Source organism: Arthrobacter sp. 05N428_2, assembly GCF_056397065.1.
Genome location: NZ_JBFTMR010000002.1, coordinates 53,620 through 71,200 on the forward strand (window position 1 = coordinate 53,620; position 17,581 = coordinate 71,200).

A 17,581-nucleotide genomic window follows, 5' to 3' on the forward strand; every position below is an offset into this window, starting at 1 on the left:
TACAGGACCACCCGGCCGCTTGAAAGAGAGAATCCTATGCCTGACTTCCGCGAGGGACTGCCGCCCATCTGGGCGGACGGACTCGGCCGTGCCAGCATCCGCTCCGTCCAGGCCCTCACCGTCGCCGCCCTCGGCTGGGCGATTGTCTGGGCCGCCACCAGGGTGCCGCTCGTCTTGATACCGGTACTGATCGCCATGATCCTCGCCGCCGCGATCGCGCCCCTGGTCCGCTGGCTCACGGGCCACTCCTGGCCGCGTGCGCTGGCCGTCGTCGCGGCTTTCGTGGCCATCCTGGCCGTCTTCGGCGGCGTCATTACCGGCATCGTGTTCCTCGTCCGGGCGCAGTCCAAGGACCTCATTGCGAAGTTTACGGTAGGCATCGACCGGCTTCATGAGTTCCTGAACAGCGGGCCGGTCCCGGTCAACGACACCCAGATTACGGGCATCCGCGAAACCGTCCAGAAGTTCTTCACCTCCAGCTCCTTCGGCACCGAGGCCCTGACCGGCGCCCGCACCATCGGCGAAATCCTCGCCGGCATGGTCCTCATGGCCGTCACCTTGTTCTTCTTCCTCAAGGACGGCGCCAAGATCCGTGCCTTCGTCATCGGATTCCTGCCCGCCCGGCACCGGGCCAAGGCGCTTCTGTCCGCCGAGCGCAGTACCGTGGTCCTGGGCGGCTACGTGCGCGGCACCGCCTTGATTGCGGCCACCGACGGGCTCATTGTCGGTATCGCGCTGGCCATTCTGGGCGTGCCCCTGGCACTCCCGTTGGGTGCCTTCGTCTTCATCGGCGGCTTCATTCCGATCGTCGGCGCGACGGCGGCCGGCACACTTGCCGTCGGCGTTGCGCTGATTTCCAACGGGCCCGTCACAGCGATTGTGGTCCTCGCGGTGGTGATCGGGGCGAACCAGCTCGAGCACCACTTGCTCCAACCGCTCCTGATGGGCAAAGTGCTCAAGATCCATGGGCTGGCCATCCTGCTCGCGCTGGCGGCCGGCACCATACTTGCCGGAATCGTCGGCGCCCTCCTGGCCGTCCCGCTGACCGCCGTGGGCTGGACAATGATCAAGACCTGGTCAGGACGGGACGCCGTCGACGGTCAGGCGGCGGCAACGGCTCCGGACGCCTGACGCCTGAGGCTCGACGACGCAATAAGAAGGCCAAAATAGTCCGCCGTTGTTGCCTCAGGCCTGCTAGCTTTGTTCTATAATATATAGAACAAAGAGTGGAGGGCTGTGGCAATGATCCTGAACGTTGACCTGGGCGGCACTGTCCCGCTCTACCAGCAGCTTCGCGACCAGGTTGTCGAGGCGATCGCTTCCGGCGTGCTGACCGACGGCAGTCCGTTGCCGGCGACCCGGACCCTCGCCGCGGATTTCGGGATCAACTTCCACACCGTTAACAAGGCTTATGACCTCCTGCGACAGGAGGGTCTGATCCGGCTGAGCCGCGCCGGCGCGGTGGTGACCACGGCGACTGCTGACCATTCGTTCGCCCCCGAATGGACTGCAAGAGTGCGGACGGTCCTGGCGGAGGCTGTGGCCAGGGGATTGCCGCCCGAGGAGGTTCTTCGGACCTGCCGTTCCGTTCTCGAACAATTCGCCACGCCGCGAGAGGATACGCCATGACCGTTGCCATTGTATTGAGCGTTGTGCTGCTGGGCCTGGTGCTGTTGCTTGCGCTGGTGCTGCCCTCGGTCACCAGTCCGATCGTGCCGTTCGGGGTCCGGGTACCGGCCCAGCACGCGGGGGACCCGACCGTCCTCCGGCAGGAGCGCATCTATCGCTGGCGCGTCCTGATCAGCGGTGTCATCACCGCCGGGGCCGGAATCGCCACGTTCGCTGTCACCGGCGATCCGCTGCTGCTGCCCGTGTCGGTGCTGGTGCTAGTCGGCGTCTGGTACGGGTGTTTCTCTCTCGCCAATCAGGAGATCCGCGCCGCTAAGGCCGCCGGGGGCTGGTACCAGGGACTACACCAAGGCATCACGGTCGACACCGAGCTGCGGACCAATCCGCCGCGGTTCCCCTGGCTTTGGCTGGCGCCGGCGCTGCTCATCACCGCCACCACCGTGGTGATCGGAGTACTCAGTTACCCGACGATGCCCGGAACGCTTGCGGTGCATTACGGCGCTCACGGTGCGCCTGACCGGGTAGTCGCCAAGTCGGTAGGCTCGGCCTTCTCCCTGGTGTTCGTGCAAATCGGTATGACGGCACTGTTGGCAGGCATGGCGGCGGCCATCACCCGCAGCAGGCCCGACATCGACCCGGCCCAGCCGGTGGGATCCGCGCGCTGGTCCCGCCACTACATGTCACTGAGCGCCCGGGCCTTGCTCGCACTGGTCGCCACGATCGACCTGGGAATGATGGTGTCATCGCTGCTGATGTGGACTGGAACCATCACCTCATGGGCACCCCTGGTGGTCGCGGTGCCGATCCTGGCGGCCGTTGTTGCCACCGTCGTGGTTTTGGCCAGGAACAACCGAGAGCGCGGCGGCAGTGAGGCGGAGACCGGCTTGACGCACCGGGACGACGACAAGTACTGGCGGGGAGGCCTGGTCTACGTCAACAGGCAAGACCATGCCTTGCTTGTTCCACGTCGGTTCGGTCTCGGCTGGACGATCAATGTCGGCAATCCAAGGGCATCGATGCTTTTGGCCGGTCTGGTTGCCCTCATCGTTCTGGTGATCATCCTCCGGTTAGGCAGCTGACCCGCAGCCGGCGGGGATCCGCCGGCACCGCGAGCCACGGCTGATTACCGGTCTGTCTCCGTTGCGGATCCCTGCTCGGGGGCATCGTGGTGTTCGCTTTTGTGGCGCGCTTCGTCCAGGTGGTGCTCCAGCTTTTCCTCTGCCTCCCGCCGCCGCTGCCCGACCGTGCGGATCTGCTGCGTCGTCGGCGCTGAATGGGCGCGGAGGTGCTGGCCGTGATCCTCCGCTGGCCCGTCATGTTTCTCACTCATGATGGCATCGTCCCACTCGGTGTGGTGCGCGGGAAGGCCCCGGTCTGCCGGCGGACTCGTGGTTTGTTTCTCCCGCGAAATCCGGGCAAAACAAAACCCCGCCTTTATGACCGTTAGGCCAGTAAAGACGGGGTTTTTCGTTGGTGCACCCCCCGGGACTCGAACCCGGAACCCATTGATTAAGAGTCAATTGCTCTGCCAGTTGAGCTAGAGGTGCAGCTGTTGTTTTGGGTTCCGCCGGGGCTTTTTGTTTCCCGTGGTGTTCTCCGCAACGACATGAAACTCTACACGAGTTTGGGCGGAGTGTGAAATCGGCGCGGCGGGCGCCGGGGCGGCTACCCGCGCAGGCTCAAAACCAGCACAAAATCGGGGTTCTGGCCGTTGCTCAGGGCCCACAGGCGGCCGTCGGGCGCGAGCGAAACGTCGCGGATCCGGCCGTACTCTCCTGTGAAATAGGCCACAGGGAGGCCGGCAACATCACCGCTCAGCGGGACTGCCCAGACGCGCTGGCCCCGGAGCGCGCCGAGGTAGGCGGTGTTACCGACAATCTGGAGGCCGCTGGGCGATGACTCCGCAGTCGACGGCCACACCACTTTCGCGTCGAGGAACCCTGCCCGGTGCGGCGCGCCCGTCACCTCGGGCCAGCCGTAGTTGCCGCCGGGGACAATCAGATTCAGTTCGTCGTCCACGTCCGGGCCGAACTCGCTGGCCCACAAGCGCCCCGCGCTGTCCCAATCGAGGCCCTGGACGTTTCGGTGCCCCAGGCTGTAAACGGGGTTGTTGCCGAAGGGATTGCCGGGGGCGGGCTTCCCCTCGGCGGTGAGGCGGAGAATCTTGCCGCCCAGGGCGTTTCGGTCCTGCGGTTGGTCGCGGCGCTGGGAATCGCCGGTGCCGACGTAGAGGTACCCGTCCGGGCCGAAGCGGATGCGGCCCCCGTTGTGCGTAGAGGCCTTCGGGATCCCGGTGAAAATGATGTCGGGTGCCCCAAGGGAAGGCTGCCTGCTACTGCCGTCGAGCCGGAAGCGGGCAATCCGGTTGTCGGTCTGGGCAGTGAAATACGCGTACAGGTAGCGGTCCGTCGCGAAGTGCGGGGACAGCGCCAGTCCCAGCAGTCCGCCTTCTCCGTCAGGGACGACGTCGGGGACCTTTGCTACCGTGGCCGCCGGTCCGCTGGCGCCCGGCGGCAGGAGCTTCAGCAGCGCGCTGTCCCGCTCCGAGATGAGGGCGGTGCCGTCGGGGAGGAAGACCGTCGACCATGGCAACGTCAGCCCGGCGTCGATGCGGGCGGTGATCGTGGGCGTCTCCGGGGCGGCCAGGCTGTTGCCAGCAGAAGGGGAAGGAGTGGGGTTGCTGGTGCAGGCCGCCGCTGCCAGGAGCGCGGCAGCCACCACGGCCGCCCGGGCGGCCCGCAGCGGCGACCGCCGGGGCACGGCTACAACCGTGAACGGCGCGGCGGTCGGAAGCCCGCGGCCTCGGCGTGCGCCGCGGAAAGGAACCAGACCTCGGCCCGGGTTTCCTGATAGGACGGGCTAGTCTCATCGTGGTAAGTCATCGACGAGGCGGTCCCCTTCACGGTGAAGCCCTCCGGCCCGCTGCCATCGGGGCCCGGGGCCGCGGATCCTTCACCGTAAGGCTGCTCCACGGCCAGATGCCCGGCTGGCGCAGCGGTGTGGCTCGCGGCGCCCTCGGAGGCTGCTGCCGAGGATGTGGCCTGTGCCGTCTCCACCTCGGCCGCTTCGGCCGCAGCCGATTCCGCGCCGGGAAGGGTGGGGGAGTGCGGCTCGGTATATTCGGGATGGTGCACCGGGGCGTGCTGCGCCGGTGCCGCCGCCTCGGGCGAGGCGGTTTCGTCCGGCAAAGCGGTTGTGGCGCCTGCCTTGGTTTCCACGTCGGAGGGCTGGGCCGTGTCAGCCACATGTGCGGCGTGCGCGCCGCGGGGAACGTCGTGGTGGGTGCTGGCCGGGACCTCGGCAGGCGGCGTCTCCGACCACTGGGTCTCCCACTCGCCGGCGGCCGCCTGGTCGTCCGCCGTCGTCGGCGAGACCGGCTCGGCGTTGCCGAAGCCGGCCGCGGACGGAATCCCGGTGGTGGCGGCGGCGACGGCAGACGCCGCCGCGTTCCCGCCGGACAGGGCGCCGTCGTGCTTTTCCGGCCCGGGGGGAGCCTGCGGCGAGGCGGCGGATCCGGAGCCGGCGGACGTCGACGTTCCGGCGGCACCGCGGGAATTGTTGCGGTTCAGCAGCCACCATACGACGCCGACAATCACCACGATCACGATGAGCCAGATAATCCAATCCATGGCCGAATCCTTCCGTCCAGGCGGCAGGGTTGCCGATGCTTGACGTTACGTCCGGCCCGTCGCGGCTGTCCATAGTTCCGGACGCGGCCCGTGTAGCCTCGCTTCATGGATTTCAAGAGACTCCGGATTCTCCGCGAACTGGCGGACCGCGGCACAGTGGGGGCCACCGCCGAGGCCCTGCGGGTGACGCCGTCCGCGGTCTCACAGCAGCTCAAGACGCTGCAGGACGAGCTGGGCGTGGTCCTGGTGGAAAAGTCGGGCAGGGGAGTCCGGCTGACCGAGGCGGGGCTGGCCATGGCCGGCGCGGCAGCCGAGGTGTCCACCGCCATGGCCCGCGCCGAGGCGACCATCGACACCTACCGGCTTGGCTGGCAGACCCAGATCAAGGCGGCCTTCTTCCCCAGTGCCGCAGAGATGTTCCTGCCGGGTTTGCTGCACCGCGTAAAGGACATCGAGGGACTCCGCTTCCAGGCGCACTTCGAGGATCCCGGCGTCGCCGGCTTTGCTGCCCTGGCCGCAGACTACGACATCGTGCTGGCGCACAGCGTCGACGGGCCCGACGTCTTCGCCCGGCAGGACCTGATGGTGATCCCCCTGCTGGACGAGCCGCTGGACGTGGCGGTCCCGGCGGGCCACGCACTGGCGGCCAAGGCGGCGCTTGGCGCCGCGGACCTGGTGGGGTTCCCGTGGATGGGGGTGCCGGATGGCTTCCCCTTCGATACCGTCCTGCGCCAGATCGAAGTGCAGGCCGGCGCCCCGGCCCTGCGGGCGCAGCTGTTTCCGGACCTGCGCGTTTTGGAGGCACTGGTCACCGCCGGGCACGGGCTCAGCCTGCTGCCGCGCTATACCGCGCTCAAGAACCAGGGCAGCGGCTTCGTGCTGCGCCCGCTCCGCGGGGTCAAGGCTAGTCGAAGCGTCGTGGTGCTGGTCCGTCCCGAGGTCGCGGCGCGGACCACCATCCAGCAGGTGCTCGCCATGCTCAAGGCGGAAGCGCGGGCCGTGGCCGAAGCTTCCGTGCTGCGTGATGCGGCTCACAGCAACTGAATCCGGATTCTGAATCGCCTATCAAAAGTCCACTAGGTGAGACAAACGTCCACCATTTGGGCGAAATATTCCCGGATTTACGCTTAATGAGCCGGGCCGGATCGTGGCGGCCGCTGACGGGGCCCTAGACTTTGGACCATGAGCCAGGACACCGAGACAGCGACAGACACCAAGCCGGACATCAAGCCCCGCAGCCGGGTCGTTACCGACGGAATTCATGCCGCGCCGGCGCGCGGCATGTTCCGCGCGGTCGGCATGGGCGACGACGACTTCGCCAAGCCCCAGGTCGGCGTGGCGAGCTCATGGAACGAGATCACCCCCTGCAACCTGTCCCTGAACCGGCTGGCCCAGGGTGCCAAGGAAGGCGTTTTCGCCGGCGGCGGCTTCCCGATGCAGTTCGGCACCATCTCCGTATCCGACGGCATTTCGATGGGCCACGAGGGCATGCACTTCTCCCTGGTGTCGCGCGAGGTCATCGCCGACTCCGTCGAGACCGTGATGCAGGCCGAACGGATCGACGGCTCCGTACTGCTGGCCGGCTGCGACAAGTCCCTGCCCGGCATGCTGATGGCAGCCGCCCGCCTGGACCTCTCCAGCGTGTTCCTCTATGCCGGTTCCATCATGCCCGGCTGGGTCAAGCTCGAGGACGGCTCCGAGAAGGAAGTCACCCTCATTGACGCCTTCGAAGCCGTCGGTGCCTGCGCTGCGGGCAAGATGAGCATGGAAGACCTGACCCGCATCGAGAAGGCCATCTGCCCGGGCGAAGGCGCCTGCGGCGGCATGTACACGGCCAACACCATGGCCTGCATCGGCGAGGCGCTGGGCATGTCCCTCCCGGGTTCGGCCGCCCCGCCCTCGGCCGACCGGCGCCGCGACGTGTTCGCACACAAGTCCGGCGAAGCCGTGGTCAACCTGCTCCGCCTCGGCATCACCGCCCGCGACATCATGACCAAGAAGGCCTTCGAGAACGCGATCGCCGTGACCATGGCCTTCGGCGGTTCCACCAACGCCGTGCTGCACCTGCTGGCCATCGCCCGCGAAGCCGAGGTCGAGCTGTCCCTGGATGACTTCAACCGGATCGGCGACAAGATCCCGCACCTGGGCGACCTCAAGCCGTTCGGCCGCTACGTGATGCACGACGTCGATAAGATCGGCGGCGTCCCGGTCATCATGAAGGCACTGCTCGACGCCGGCCTGATCCACGGCGACTGCCTCACCGTCACCGGCAAGACCGTGGCCGAGAACCTCGCCTCGATCAACCCGCCGGACCCGGACGGCAAGGTGCTCCGCGCCATGGACAACCCGATCCACAAGACCGGCGGCATCACCATCCTGCACGGCTCAATGGCTCCGGAAGGCGCCGTCGTCAAGAGTGCCGGCTTCGACGCCGACGTCTTCGAGGGCAGCGCCCGCGTCTTCGAGCGTGAGCAGGGTGCCCTCGACGCGCTGGACAAGGGCGAGATCAAGGCCGGCGACGTCGTCGTCATCCGCTACGAAGGCCCCAAGGGCGGTCCGGGCATGCGCGAGATGCTTGCCATCACCGGCGCCATCAAGGGCGCCGGCCTGGGCAAGGATGTCCTGCTGCTCACCGACGGTCGCTTCTCCGGCGGCACCACGGGCCTCTGCATCGGCCACGTCGCCCCGGAAGCGGCCGACGGCGGCCCGATCGCCTTCGTCAAGGACGGCGACCGGATCCGGGTGGACATCGCCGCCCGGTCGTTCGATCTGCTGGTGGACGACGCCGAACTCGAGTCCCGCAAGGTGGGCTGGGAGCCGCTGCCGGCCAAGTTCACCAAGGGCGTGCTCGCCAAGTACGCCAAGCTCGTGCACAGCGCCTCCACCGGCGCGTACTGCGGCTGAACCGGCGTTGGACCGTCCACCCAACTGACTCGCAGTAGTTGTCGTTATGAGCCCTCATAACGACAACTACTGCTAGTCAGTTGGGGGAGGGGTCCGATAATTGGACAATGATGTCCAGATAGTGAGACGGGGGCCGGGCTCGTTGACAGCCGTCTCACGCAGAGGGAAAACTGAACGCATGATCGAAATCGTTACCAGCTGCGCTGCTGCAGAGGCAGTCGTCGTCCTTACCAAGCGCGTGGCTCAATAGCCTCACGGTAACGGACCGTCACGCGCAACCCCTCGAAGAGCCCTCAGGGCTGAGGGGTTTTTTTATTACCCGCAGTTCCACGATCACAGAAGATCCACCAAAGGAAGAGTCCGATGAGCAAAGGATCGCCGATCAGCCCCTCGCTGATGGCCACAAAGTCCGCTGGAGCCCACAAGGCTCCGGAACGCGTCGAACGTCCGGCAGATGCCGGCGTCGAGCATGCTGCTGCCTCTCCCGTCCTTGGGCCGAACAACGTCGTACCCCCGACGGTGATGACCGGCTCGCAAGCAATCGTCCGCGCGCTCGAAGAACTCGGCGTCCAGGACATTTTCGGTTTGCCCGGTGGCGCGATCCTGCCCACCTATGACCCCTTGATGGCCTCCAAAATGAACCACGTTCTGGTCCGTCACGAACAGGGAGCCGGCCACGCCGCGCAAGGCTATGCCATGGTCACCGGACGGGTTGGCGTCTGCATCGCCACCTCGGGTCCCGGTGCCACCAACCTCGTTACCGCCATCATGGACGCCCACATGGACTCCGTGCCGATGGTGGCCATCACCGGACAGGTTTCCAGCGGAGTCATCGGCACCGATGCCTTCCAGGAGGCGGACATCGTCGGCATCACCATGCCGATCACCAAGCACTCCTTCCTGGTTACCGACCCCAACGACATCCCCCATGTCATGGCCGAGGCGTTTCACCTCGCCTCGACCGGCCGTCCGGGCCCCGTCCTGGTGGACATCGCGAAGGACGCCCAGCAGGGACAGATGACGTTTTCCTGGCCGCCCAAAATCGACCTGCCGGGCTACCGGCCGGTGGTCCGCGGCCACAGCAAGCAGGTCCGTGAGGCCGCCCGGCTGATCGCGGCGGCGCACAAGCCGGTGCTTTACGTCGGCGGCGGCGTGGTCAAGGCCCACGCGTCCGCGGAACTGCGGGCCCTGGCCGAACTCACCGGCGCCCCCGTGGTGACTACGCTGATGGCCCGCGGCGTCTTCCCGGACTCCCATCCGCAGCACGTCGGCATGCCCGGCATGCACGGCGCGGTGTCCGCCGTGACCGCGCTGCAGCAGTCCGATCTGCTGATCACCCTCGGTGCGCGCTTCGATGACCGGGTCACCGGCATCCTGAAGTCCTTCGCCCCGCATGCCAAGGTGATCCACGCGGACATCGACCCGGCGGAAATCTCCAAGAACCGCACGGCCGACGTGCCGATCGTCGGCTCGGTCAAGGAGATCATCCCGGAACTCAGCGAAGCCGTGCGCCTGCAGTTCGAAACCGCGGGCACTCCGGACCTCAGCAACTGGTGGGCGTTCCTGAACAACCTCAAGGAGACCTACCCGCTCGGCTGGACCGAACCCGAGGACGGACTCAGCGCACCGCAGCGGGTGATCGAACGGATCGGAGCCCTGACCGGTCCCGAGGGCATCTATGTCGCCGGCGTCGGCCAGCACCAGATGTGGGCCTCGCAGTTCATCAAGTACGAGCGCCCGCACGCCTGGCTGAACTCCGGCGGCGCCGGCACCATGGGTTACGCCGTTCCGGCAGCCATGGGCGCCAAGGTAGGGGAGCCGGACCGGGTGGTCTGGGCGATCGACGGCGACGGCTGCTTCCAGATGACGAACCAGGAGCTGGCCACCTGCGCGATCAACAAGATCCCGATCAAGGTCGCCATTATCAACAACTCCTCCCTCGGCATGGTGCGGCAGTGGCAGACCCTGTTCTACGAGGGCCGCTACTCCAACACCGACCTCAATACCGGCCACGACACCGTCCGGATCCCCGACTTCGTCAAGCTTGCGGACGCCTACGGCTGCGCCGCGTTCCGCTGCGAACGCGACGAGGACATCGACGCCACCATCCAGCAGGCCCTGGCGATCAACGACCGACCCGTGGTCATCGACTTCGTCGTGAGCCCCAACTCCATGGTGTGGCCGATGGTCCCCGCCGGAGTCAGCAACGACCAGATCCAGGTTGCCCGCAACCTGACCCCGGACTGGGAAGAAGAGGACTGAACATGACACGCCACACACTCTCCGTTCTGGTCGAAGACAAGCCCGGTGTGCTGACCCGCGTCGCCAGCCTCTTCGCCCGCCGTGCCTTCAACATCAACTCCCTGGCCGTCGGCCCGACCGAGGTCCCGGGCATCTCCCGGATGACCGTCGTCGTCGACGCCGACGGCGAGCTGATCGAGCAGGTCACCAAACAGCTGAACAAGCTGGTCAACGTGATCAAAATCGTCGAGCTCACCCCCGAATCTTCCGTACAGCGCGACCACATCCTGGTCAAGGTACGGGCGGACGCCGCAACCCGGCTGCAGGTAACCCAGGCAGCCGACCTCTTCCGCGCCTCGGTGGTCGACGTCTCCACAGAGTCGGTGGTCATCGAGGCCACAGGCCACCCCGACAAGCTCACGGCACTGCTCTCGGTGCTCGAGCCGTTCGGCGTCCGCGAAATCGTGCAGTCCGGAACCCTGGCCGTCGGCCGCGGGTCCCGCTCCATGAGCGACCGGGCCCTGCGCACCGCCTAAACCGCGCGCCGGACCCGCCGCCCCACCACCAGCACCACCTTCGAATTTCCCCGATTTCCCCAGCACCACAGAATCCACTCATAAGGAGACACCCCAGTGACTGAAATGTTCTACGACGACGACGCCGACCTGTCGATCATCCAGGGCCGCACCGTCGCCGTCATCGGTTACGGCTCCCAGGGCCACGCCCACGCCCTCAGCCTGCGCGATTCCGGTGTTGACGTCCGCGTCGGCCTGAAGGCAGACTCCAAGTCCCGCGCCAAGGCCGAGGCCGAGGGCCTGCGGGTGCTCGACGTCGCCGACGCCGTCGCCGAAGCGGACCTCATTATGGTCCTCACCCCGGACCAGGTCCAGCGCCACGTCTACGCCGACGAGATCGCCCCGAACCTGCAGGCCGGCGACGCCCTCTTCTTCGGCCACGGCTTCAACATCCGCTACGGCTACATCAAGCCGCCGGCCGACGTCGACGTCGCCCTCGTCGCCCCCAAGGGACCCGGCCACATCGTGCGCCGCGAATTCGAGGCCGGCCGCGGCGTGCCGGACCTGATCGCCGTCGAGCAGAACCCGTCCGGCAAGGCCAAGGAACTGGCCCTGTCCTACGCCAAGGCCATCGGCGGCACCCGCGCCGGCGTTATCGAGACCACCTTCACCGAAGAGACCGAAACCGACCTCTTCGGTGAGCAGGCCGTCCTGTGCGGCGGCGCCTCGCAGCTGATCATGTACGGCTTCGAGACCCTCACCGAGGCCGGCTACAAGCCCGAGGTCGCCTACTTCGAAGTGCTGCACGAGCTCAAGCTGATTGTCGACCTGATGGTCGAGGGCGGCATCGCCAAGCAGCGCTGGAGTGTTTCTGACACCGCGGAATACGGCGACTACGTATCCGGCCCGCGCGTGATCACCCCCGAGGTGAAGGAAAACATGAAGGCCGTCCTCAAAGACATCCAGGACGGCACCTTCGCCAAGCGCTTCATCGACGACCAGGACGCCGGAGCTCCCGAGTTCAAGGCCCTGCGCAAGAAGGGTGAGGACCACCCGATCGAGGCCACCGGCCGCGAACTGCGCAAGCTCTTCTCCTGGATCAAGAACGAAGACGACTACACCGAAGGTTCCGTAGCCCGCTAGATCACGGTGATGGTGGGCGGTGGTGTCCTTGAAGGCTGCGTTGTTGCGTGAGGTACGAGCGCAGCAGCCGAAAGGACACCGCCGTCTGCCAACCAACGTTCCAAAGTCCCCACCTGAATACAAGAGAGCTAAAGAGGTCACCGGTGACAAGCACCAAACCTGTCGTACTCCTCGCTGAGGAACTTTCGCCCGCCACTGTCGAGGCCCTCGGCCCGGACTTTGAAATCCGCCAGACCGACGGCGCCGACCGTTCCCAGCTGCTCTCCGCGATAGCCGACGTCGACGCGATCCTGATCCGGTCCGCCACCCAGGTGGACGCCGAGGCCATCGCGGCCGCCAAGAACCTCAAGGTGATCGCCCGCGCCGGGGTGGGCCTGGACAACGTTGACATCAAGGCCGCCACCCAGGCCGGCGTCATGGTGGTCAACGCCCCGACGTCGAACATCGTCTCCGCCGCCGAACTCACCGTCGGCCACATCCTCAGCCTCGCCCGGCACATCCCGCAGGCATCCGCCGCACTCAAGGAGGGCGAGTGGAAGCGCTCCAAGTACACCGGTACGGAGCTCTTCGAGAAGAAGATCGGCATTATCGGGCTCGGCCGGATCGGTGCCCTCGTCGCGGCCCGGCTCAAGGGCTTCGACACCAAGATCCTTGCCTACGACCCCTACGTCACCTCCGCCCGCGCCGCGCAGCTCGGCGTGCAGCTGGTGACCCTGGACGATCTCCTGGCCCAGGCGGACTTCATCACCATCCACATGCCCAAGACCCCCGAGACCGTCGGCATGCTGGGCGCTGAGGCCTTCAAGAAGATGAAGAGCAGCGCCTACGTCGTCAACGTCGCCCGCGGCGGCCTGGTGGACGAGGAGGCGCTCTACGCCGCGCTGGAGTCCCGCGAGATTGCCGGCGCCGGCGTCGACGTCTTCGTCAAGGAGCCCAGCACGGACCTGCCGTTCTTCAAGCTCGACAACGTCGTGGTCACCCCGCACCTGGGCGCCTCCACCGACGAGGCCCAGGAAAAGGCCGGTGTCTCCGTCGCCAGGTCCGTCCGCCAGGCCCTGGCCGGCGAGCTGGTGCCCGACGCCGTGAACGTCGCCGGCGGCATCATCGCCCCGGACGTGCGCCCCGGCATCGCACTGATCGAGAAGCTGGGCCGGATCTTCACCGCGATGACCCACGCCTCGCTCACCCAGTTCGACGTGGAAGTCGCCGGCGAGATCTCCTCGCTCGACGTCAAGGTCCTCGAGCTGGCCGCGCTCAAGGGCATCTTTGCCGACGTCGTGACCGAGCAGGTCTCCTACGTCAACGCGCCCGTGATCGCCGAGCAGCGCGGCATCAACGTCCGGCTCATCACCACCCCGGACACGGAGTCCTACCGGAACGTCCTGACCCTGCGCGGAGCCCTGAGCGACGGCAGCCAGATCTCGGTGGCCGGCACCCTGACCGGCCCCAAGCAGGTCCAGAAGCTCGTCGGAATCAACGGCTTCGAGGTGGAAATCCCGATCAGTGAGCACCTTGTGGTGGTGGCGTACTCGGACCGGCCGGGCGTGATCGGCACGATCGGCCACATCCTCGGCATGAACAACATAAACATCGCCGGCATGCAGGTGGCGCGGCAGGATGAGGGCGGCCAGGTGCTCGCGCTCCTGACCATCGACAGCTCCGTGCCGCAGCAGGTGCTGGAAGCGATCAAGGCCGGAATTGGCGCAGACATGGTGCGCGAGGTCGACCTCGCGGACTAAGACCCGGGTGGTCCGGCTGCGGCGGCAACACCGCCGCGGCCGGGCACGAACGGGCGGCCGGTCTGGGTACAATGGCTAGGTCCGAAATTTCGGATGTGGCCGGCAGACCGGCCTTTACTTTTGCACACCCGGCCGAGGACGCCGACACTTCCGCGCGGAACGAACAGCGGTGTGCGCACGCAATCCAGCTTTCAGGAGCCCAATGAACGCCGTCCAAAGGTTCATCAGAAGCAGAGTGCTTTTGTTGACCGCGTCCATTTTGATCGCGGCCATGTGCCTGTCGGTTTTGGTGCAGGGCCAGTCGCAGGCCGCGCTGAACCGGACCGTCGACCAGAACTCCCGCGGGCTCTACGACGTCCTGGTCCAGGCCAAGACCGACGACAACGGCGGCCTCATGCAGCCGGACATCGCCTCGGGGCAGGGCGGGATCAGTTTCGGGCAGCTGGATGCGATCCGCAAGCTCTCCGGCACCTCGGTGGCGGCGCCGATCAGCCTGGTCTCCAGGGTCTCCCAGAACCTCGAGGCACCGCGGCTCGACGCCACTGACTACCTCGGTTACAACGCCGGCCTGGCCGGCACCTCCGGCGACCCCACCGCCACCGATCCGTCCAAGTGGCCCGCTGCCGAGTCCGTCCTGAGCGGCACGCCCAAGAAGTACCGGCTCACCGCCAGCGCCGTCAGCTCGGACGGCGCCTCCGAGAAGACCCTGTTCAAGACGACCGCCGAGGGCACCCTCGGCAAGGCCAAGCTCGTCGAGGAGCAGGTCGCCGGCGGCAAGAACGTCCGGATTGCGGGCCCGGCAGGGGAGACCGGGATCAAGTTCCCGGCCCCGGCCGGCGGCTCCGAACACAACCTCTTCAACCTCTCCGTCTCGCTGCCCACCGCCCCGCAGGTGACCGAGTCCGTCGTCGCCGTCGACCCGGTCTCGGAGCGCGCGCTGCTGGGCGGTGCCGGGGACTTCCTCGCGCCCCTGGAGAAGGCGCCGCCCGCCGATGCGCGCAGCGCCAGCGCGGTCGGGAGCCACTTCGAAAGCCTCTTCACCAACGGCATCACCATGGACCAGCTCAAAGAGGGCCCCGACTTCCTCGGCGTCAAACTCAAGTACTGGGCCCCGCTGATGACCCAGTACCAGCAGGCCAAACGGGCCGGGCAGCTCACCGCTGACTCGCAGGCGATTCCGCTGATCGTCCGGTCCGGCACCTCCCTTGACTTGAAGTACTCGGTCAAGATCGAGGAAATCGACGCGGCCGGCAACGTCACCAAGGACGTCGGCACCGCCTCGCGGTCGCTGGACAAGGACTACCTGCCGTTCGTGTCCAAGTCGCCGTTCGCCCTCGCGTGGCCCGGATCCAAGGACCTCACCGGGCTGATGGGGGATACCGGCAGCTTCGGCCAGGGCCTGTACAACCCCGCGACCTGGAGCACCGACTTCGCCGCCGCGCCCAAGTACCAGGACGGCAAGACCGCAGGCAACGGCGCTGTCGACAAGTCGGCGATCCCGGGTGACTGGGTCACCGTGAACCGGCTTCCGGAGAAGGGCCTCGACGGTGCCGCCGTCGACCAGACGCAACGCACGCCGGTCGACGAGCGCTCCTACCGCGACAGCCTCGCGACCGGCAAGAAGCCCGCCACGCCCCTGGCCATGGTCTACGGCACCTTTGACCCCGCCAAGGTCCAGGCGGCGGCCGGTGACGTCAACCGCCTCCCGCTCGGCGGTTACGACCCGACCCCGTTGACCCTGACCAAGGACGCCGCCGGCAAGGACGTCGAGCAAACCGTGCTCAAGCCCTCGCTCAGCGGCACCGGGCTGGTCAGCCAGTCGGCCGGGGCCATCACCGACTACTACGGCCTGGCCGCCGCCCGCGGTTACCAGAGCAACGCTTCCGTGATCGACGCCGTGCGCGTGCGCGCCAACGTCGACGGCAGCTGGAAGCAGGCGCAGCCCGCGGTCGAGAAGCTCGCCAATGAGATCCGCGACATGGGCCTGCAGGCCACAGTGGTTGCCGGCTCCGCCCGCGAAGATGCCAGCATCTTCGTGCCCGGCTATTCCAAGGACGACGCCGGCAAGGAATCGCCGCTGGGCACCGTGCAGCAGTCGTGGGTCCGCCAGGACGCCGCCAGCGCGGTTTCCGGCTCGCTGACCGGCACCAACCTCACCCTGCTGTTCCTGACCCTGTGCGGTGCTGCCCTGCTCACCGGCGCGTCCACCGTCAGCTACGTCCGGAAGCGCCGCCGCGAGGCAGGAACGCTGCGGGCCATGGGCTGGACGCAGCGCAGGGTCCGGTCCTGGGTGCTGGCCGAGTTCGGTGTCGGCGCGGCGCTGCTGGCGTTCGCCGGGATCGCCCTGAGCCTGATCAGCTGGAACCCCGCCACCGCGATCGTCTCCGCCGCGGTTTTGGTCCTCTACTGCGGCGCCGCCTACTTCGCCGCCCAGCAGCTGCGGCACCGGGAGATCATCGACCAGGAGCCGCAGCATGACGAGCGGCTGATCCCCGTCGACTCGCCGCTGACCTTCGCCAGCCGGCAGCTGAGCACGAACAAGTTCAACACCGGCTCGCTGGCGATCGCCGTCGGCGTCTTCGGCGCCGCGGTGGGCGGGCTCGTCGCGCTGCTGATCGACATCCCGCGGGCCGCCGGGGCCAGCGCCCTGAGCGGGCTGGCCGCGGCCAGCATCGCCTTACCCAGCGTCATCCTGGCCCTGGCCGGCGTCGCGGTGGGGCTGCTGCTGACCATGGTCACCGGCCGCTTCGAGCTGGGGGCCAAGCGCCAGTACCTGGGCACCCTGCAGGCCATGGGCTGGAACCCGGACATGCTGGGCCAGGTCCGCTTCTTCGAAAATGCCATGGTGGGAACCATCGCCTTGCCGCTGGGTGTCCTGGGCGCCCTTGGCATCGGGCTGCTCCTCGCCCCCTACGCCGCACTCTGGGCCGGAATCGCCGGACTTGTGGCGGTACTCTGCTGGATTCCGATTGCAACGAAAGTGGTCCGATGACTAACGAGCTGAACCAGACCCGGGCGGCCCGGAACCGGATGCCGGCAAGCACCGGGGCCGGCGGCCACCAGACGCGCGCCAACACGATCGTGAAGTCCACGGACCACGCCACGCCGCTGGAACTGAGCAACATCACCATCCACTACGGCGGCGGCAAGGGCGGCGCCGAGGCCGTGAACGTGGTCGATGACTTCAACATGACGCTGCACGCCGGCGAAATGCACTGTGTCGCCGGCCGCTCCGGCTCGGGCAAGACCAGCATCCTGACCGTCGGCGCGGGCCTGACCCTGCCGACGTCGGGCCGGGTCTTCTGGGAAGGCGACTCGCTCGAAACCATGGGCGACGACGAAATCGCCGACCGCCGTCGGGCGTTGATCGGCTACGTGGACCAGGGCGGCGCCTTGATCGACGGGATGAGCGCGCTCGAAAACGTGCTGCTGCCGGCCGTCCCTGACGGCGAGGTCGAACAGCGACGCGACATGGCCAAGGACCTGCTGGACCTGGTCGGCCTGGGCCGGCGCATGCGCCACCGCCCCGCGCAGCTCTCCGGCGGCGAACGCCAGCGCGTCGCGATTGCCCGCGCCCTCATCCTCGGCACCCGGGTGCTGGTGGTGGACGAGCCCACCGCCAGCCTGGACCGCACCTCGGCGAACCGCATCATCAGCATCCTCAAGGACACGACGTCGGACGGGATCGCCGTCCTGGTGGCCTCGCACGACCACGAACTGGTCCGCCTGAGCGATACCGTGACCGAGCTGATCTAGGTTTTGGGGTAGCGTACCCGTCCGC

At 67.3% G+C, this 17,581-nt stretch carries 14 protein-coding genes and 1 tRNA gene; 11 read left to right on the forward strand and 4 right to left on the reverse strand.

Annotated elements, in window-relative coordinates; translation table 11 throughout:
* The first annotated feature begins 36 nt into the window (after positions 1-36).
* The 3 genes from AC1DGI_RS01945 to AC1DGI_RS01955 all read left to right on the forward strand — a co-directional run bounded on the left by AC1DGI_RS01945 (position 37) and on the right by AC1DGI_RS01955 (position 2,708).
* On the forward strand, positions 37-1,131 hold the full coding sequence (locus tag AC1DGI_RS01945) for an AI-2E family transporter (protein ID WP_476897561.1): 1,095 nt from the start codon (positions 37-39) through the stop codon (positions 1,129-1,131).
* A gap of 111 nt (positions 1,132-1,242) precedes the next feature.
* Positions 1,243-1,629 carry a GntR family transcriptional regulator gene (locus AC1DGI_RS01950; protein ID WP_441401600.1) on the forward strand — a complete coding sequence of 129 codons (387 nt, stop codon included), beginning with the start codon at positions 1,243-1,245 and terminating at the stop codon, positions 1,627-1,629.
* Complete coding sequence (locus tag AC1DGI_RS01955) at positions 1,626-2,708, forward strand: DUF1648 domain-containing protein (RefSeq protein WP_476897562.1); 1,083 nt, start codon at positions 1,626-1,628, stop codon at positions 2,706-2,708. Before AC1DGI_RS01950 ends, AC1DGI_RS01955 begins: the two co-directional genes overlap by 4 nt.
* Positions 2,709-2,752: 44 nt before the next feature.
* Here AC1DGI_RS01955 and AC1DGI_RS01960 read toward each other — a convergent pair whose 3' ends face one another.
* From AC1DGI_RS01960 to AC1DGI_RS01975, 4 genes are all read right to left on the reverse strand, one after another.
* Entirely contained in the window at positions 2,753-2,959 is a 207-nt protein-coding gene (locus AC1DGI_RS01960; protein WP_476897563.1) for a hypothetical protein, read from the reverse strand.
* 141 nt (positions 2,960-3,100) lie between these two features.
* A tRNA-Lys gene (locus AC1DGI_RS01965) sits at positions 3,101-3,176 on the reverse strand.
* A gap of 118 nt (positions 3,177-3,294) precedes the next feature.
* Positions 3,295-4,389 carry a PQQ-dependent sugar dehydrogenase gene (locus AC1DGI_RS01970; RefSeq protein ID WP_476897564.1) on the reverse strand — a complete coding sequence of 365 codons (1,095 nt, stop codon included), beginning with the start codon at positions 4,387-4,389 and terminating at the stop codon, positions 3,295-3,297.
* Positions 4,390-4,391: 2 nt separating this feature from the next.
* The gene (locus tag AC1DGI_RS01975; protein ID WP_476897565.1) at positions 4,392-5,258 is read right to left on the reverse strand and encodes a sunset domain-containing protein; all 867 of its coding nucleotides are present in this window, start codon (positions 5,256-5,258) and stop codon (positions 4,392-4,394) included.
* A 105-nt stretch (positions 5,259-5,363) separates the two neighbouring features.
* On the opposite strand from AC1DGI_RS01975, the gene AC1DGI_RS01980 reads away from it, so the two are divergent.
* From AC1DGI_RS01980 to AC1DGI_RS02015, 8 genes are all read left to right on the forward strand, one after another.
* On the forward strand, positions 5,364-6,302 hold the full coding sequence (locus AC1DGI_RS01980) for a LysR family transcriptional regulator (RefSeq protein ID WP_476897566.1): 939 nt from the start codon (positions 5,364-5,366) through the stop codon (positions 6,300-6,302).
* Between the two features lie 138 nt (positions 6,303-6,440).
* The gene (ilvD, locus tag AC1DGI_RS01985; protein ID WP_476897567.1) at positions 6,441-8,162 is read left to right on the forward strand and encodes a dihydroxy-acid dehydratase; all 1,722 of its coding nucleotides are present in this window, start codon (positions 6,441-6,443) and stop codon (positions 8,160-8,162) included.
* 363 nt (positions 8,163-8,525) lie between these two features.
* Entirely contained in the window at positions 8,526-10,424 is a 1,899-nt protein-coding gene (locus AC1DGI_RS01990) for an acetolactate synthase large subunit (RefSeq protein WP_441402794.1), read from the forward strand.
* Positions 10,425-10,426: 2 nt separating this feature from the next.
* Entirely contained in the window at positions 10,427-10,939 is a 513-nt protein-coding gene (gene ilvN, locus AC1DGI_RS01995) for an acetolactate synthase small subunit (protein ID WP_441402795.1), read from the forward strand.
* A gap of 96 nt (positions 10,940-11,035) precedes the next feature.
* Positions 11,036-12,061 carry a ketol-acid reductoisomerase gene (gene ilvC, locus AC1DGI_RS02000; RefSeq protein ID WP_476897568.1) on the forward strand — a complete coding sequence of 342 codons (1,026 nt, stop codon included), beginning with the start codon at positions 11,036-11,038 and terminating at the stop codon, positions 12,059-12,061.
* 143 nt (positions 12,062-12,204) lie between these two features.
* The gene (serA, locus tag AC1DGI_RS02005; protein ID WP_441401961.1) at positions 12,205-13,800 is read left to right on the forward strand and encodes a phosphoglycerate dehydrogenase; all 1,596 of its coding nucleotides are present in this window, start codon (positions 12,205-12,207) and stop codon (positions 13,798-13,800) included.
* 202 nt (positions 13,801-14,002) lie between these two features.
* Entirely contained in the window at positions 14,003-16,792 is a 2,790-nt protein-coding gene (locus tag AC1DGI_RS02010) for an ABC transporter permease (protein WP_476897569.1), read from the forward strand.
* Complete coding sequence (locus AC1DGI_RS02015) at positions 16,789-17,556, forward strand: ABC transporter ATP-binding protein (RefSeq protein WP_441401963.1); 768 nt, start codon at positions 16,789-16,791, stop codon at positions 17,554-17,556. Before AC1DGI_RS02010 ends, AC1DGI_RS02015 begins: the two co-directional genes overlap by 4 nt.
* Positions 17,557-17,581: the final 25 nt, after the last annotated feature.

What these genes read in the sequence shown, in the direction of transcription:
- AC1DGI_RS01945 (WP_476897561.1), top strand. Translation starts at nt 37, where the DNA reads ATGCCTGACTTCCGCGAGGGACTGCCGCCCATCTGGGCGGACGGACTC.
- AC1DGI_RS01950 (WP_441401600.1), top strand. Translation starts at nt 1,243, where the DNA reads ATGATCCTGAACGTTGACCTGGGCGGCACTGTCCCGCTCTACCAGCAG.
- AC1DGI_RS01955 (WP_476897562.1), top strand. Translation starts at nt 1,626, where the DNA reads ATGACCGTTGCCATTGTATTGAGCGTTGTGCTGCTGGGCCTGGTGCTG.
- AC1DGI_RS01960 (WP_476897563.1), bottom strand. Translation starts at nt 2,959, where the DNA reads ATGAGTGAGAAACATGACGGGCCAGCGGAGGATCACGGCCAGCACCTC.
- AC1DGI_RS01975 (WP_476897565.1), bottom strand. Translation starts at nt 5,258, where the DNA reads ATGGATTGGATTATCTGGCTCATCGTGATCGTGGTGATTGTCGGCGTC.
- AC1DGI_RS01980 (WP_476897566.1), top strand. Translation starts at nt 5,364, where the DNA reads ATGGATTTCAAGAGACTCCGGATTCTCCGCGAACTGGCGGACCGCGGC.
- ilvD (WP_476897567.1), top strand. Translation starts at nt 6,441, where the DNA reads ATGAGCCAGGACACCGAGACAGCGACAGACACCAAGCCGGACATCAAG.
- AC1DGI_RS01990 (WP_441402794.1), top strand. Translation starts at nt 8,526, where the DNA reads ATGAGCAAAGGATCGCCGATCAGCCCCTCGCTGATGGCCACAAAGTCC.
- ilvN (WP_441402795.1), top strand. Translation starts at nt 10,427, where the DNA reads ATGACACGCCACACACTCTCCGTTCTGGTCGAAGACAAGCCCGGTGTG.
- AC1DGI_RS02010 (WP_476897569.1), top strand. Translation starts at nt 14,003, where the DNA reads ATGAACGCCGTCCAAAGGTTCATCAGAAGCAGAGTGCTTTTGTTGACC.
- AC1DGI_RS02015 (WP_441401963.1), top strand. Translation starts at nt 16,789, where the DNA reads ATGACTAACGAGCTGAACCAGACCCGGGCGGCCCGGAACCGGATGCCG.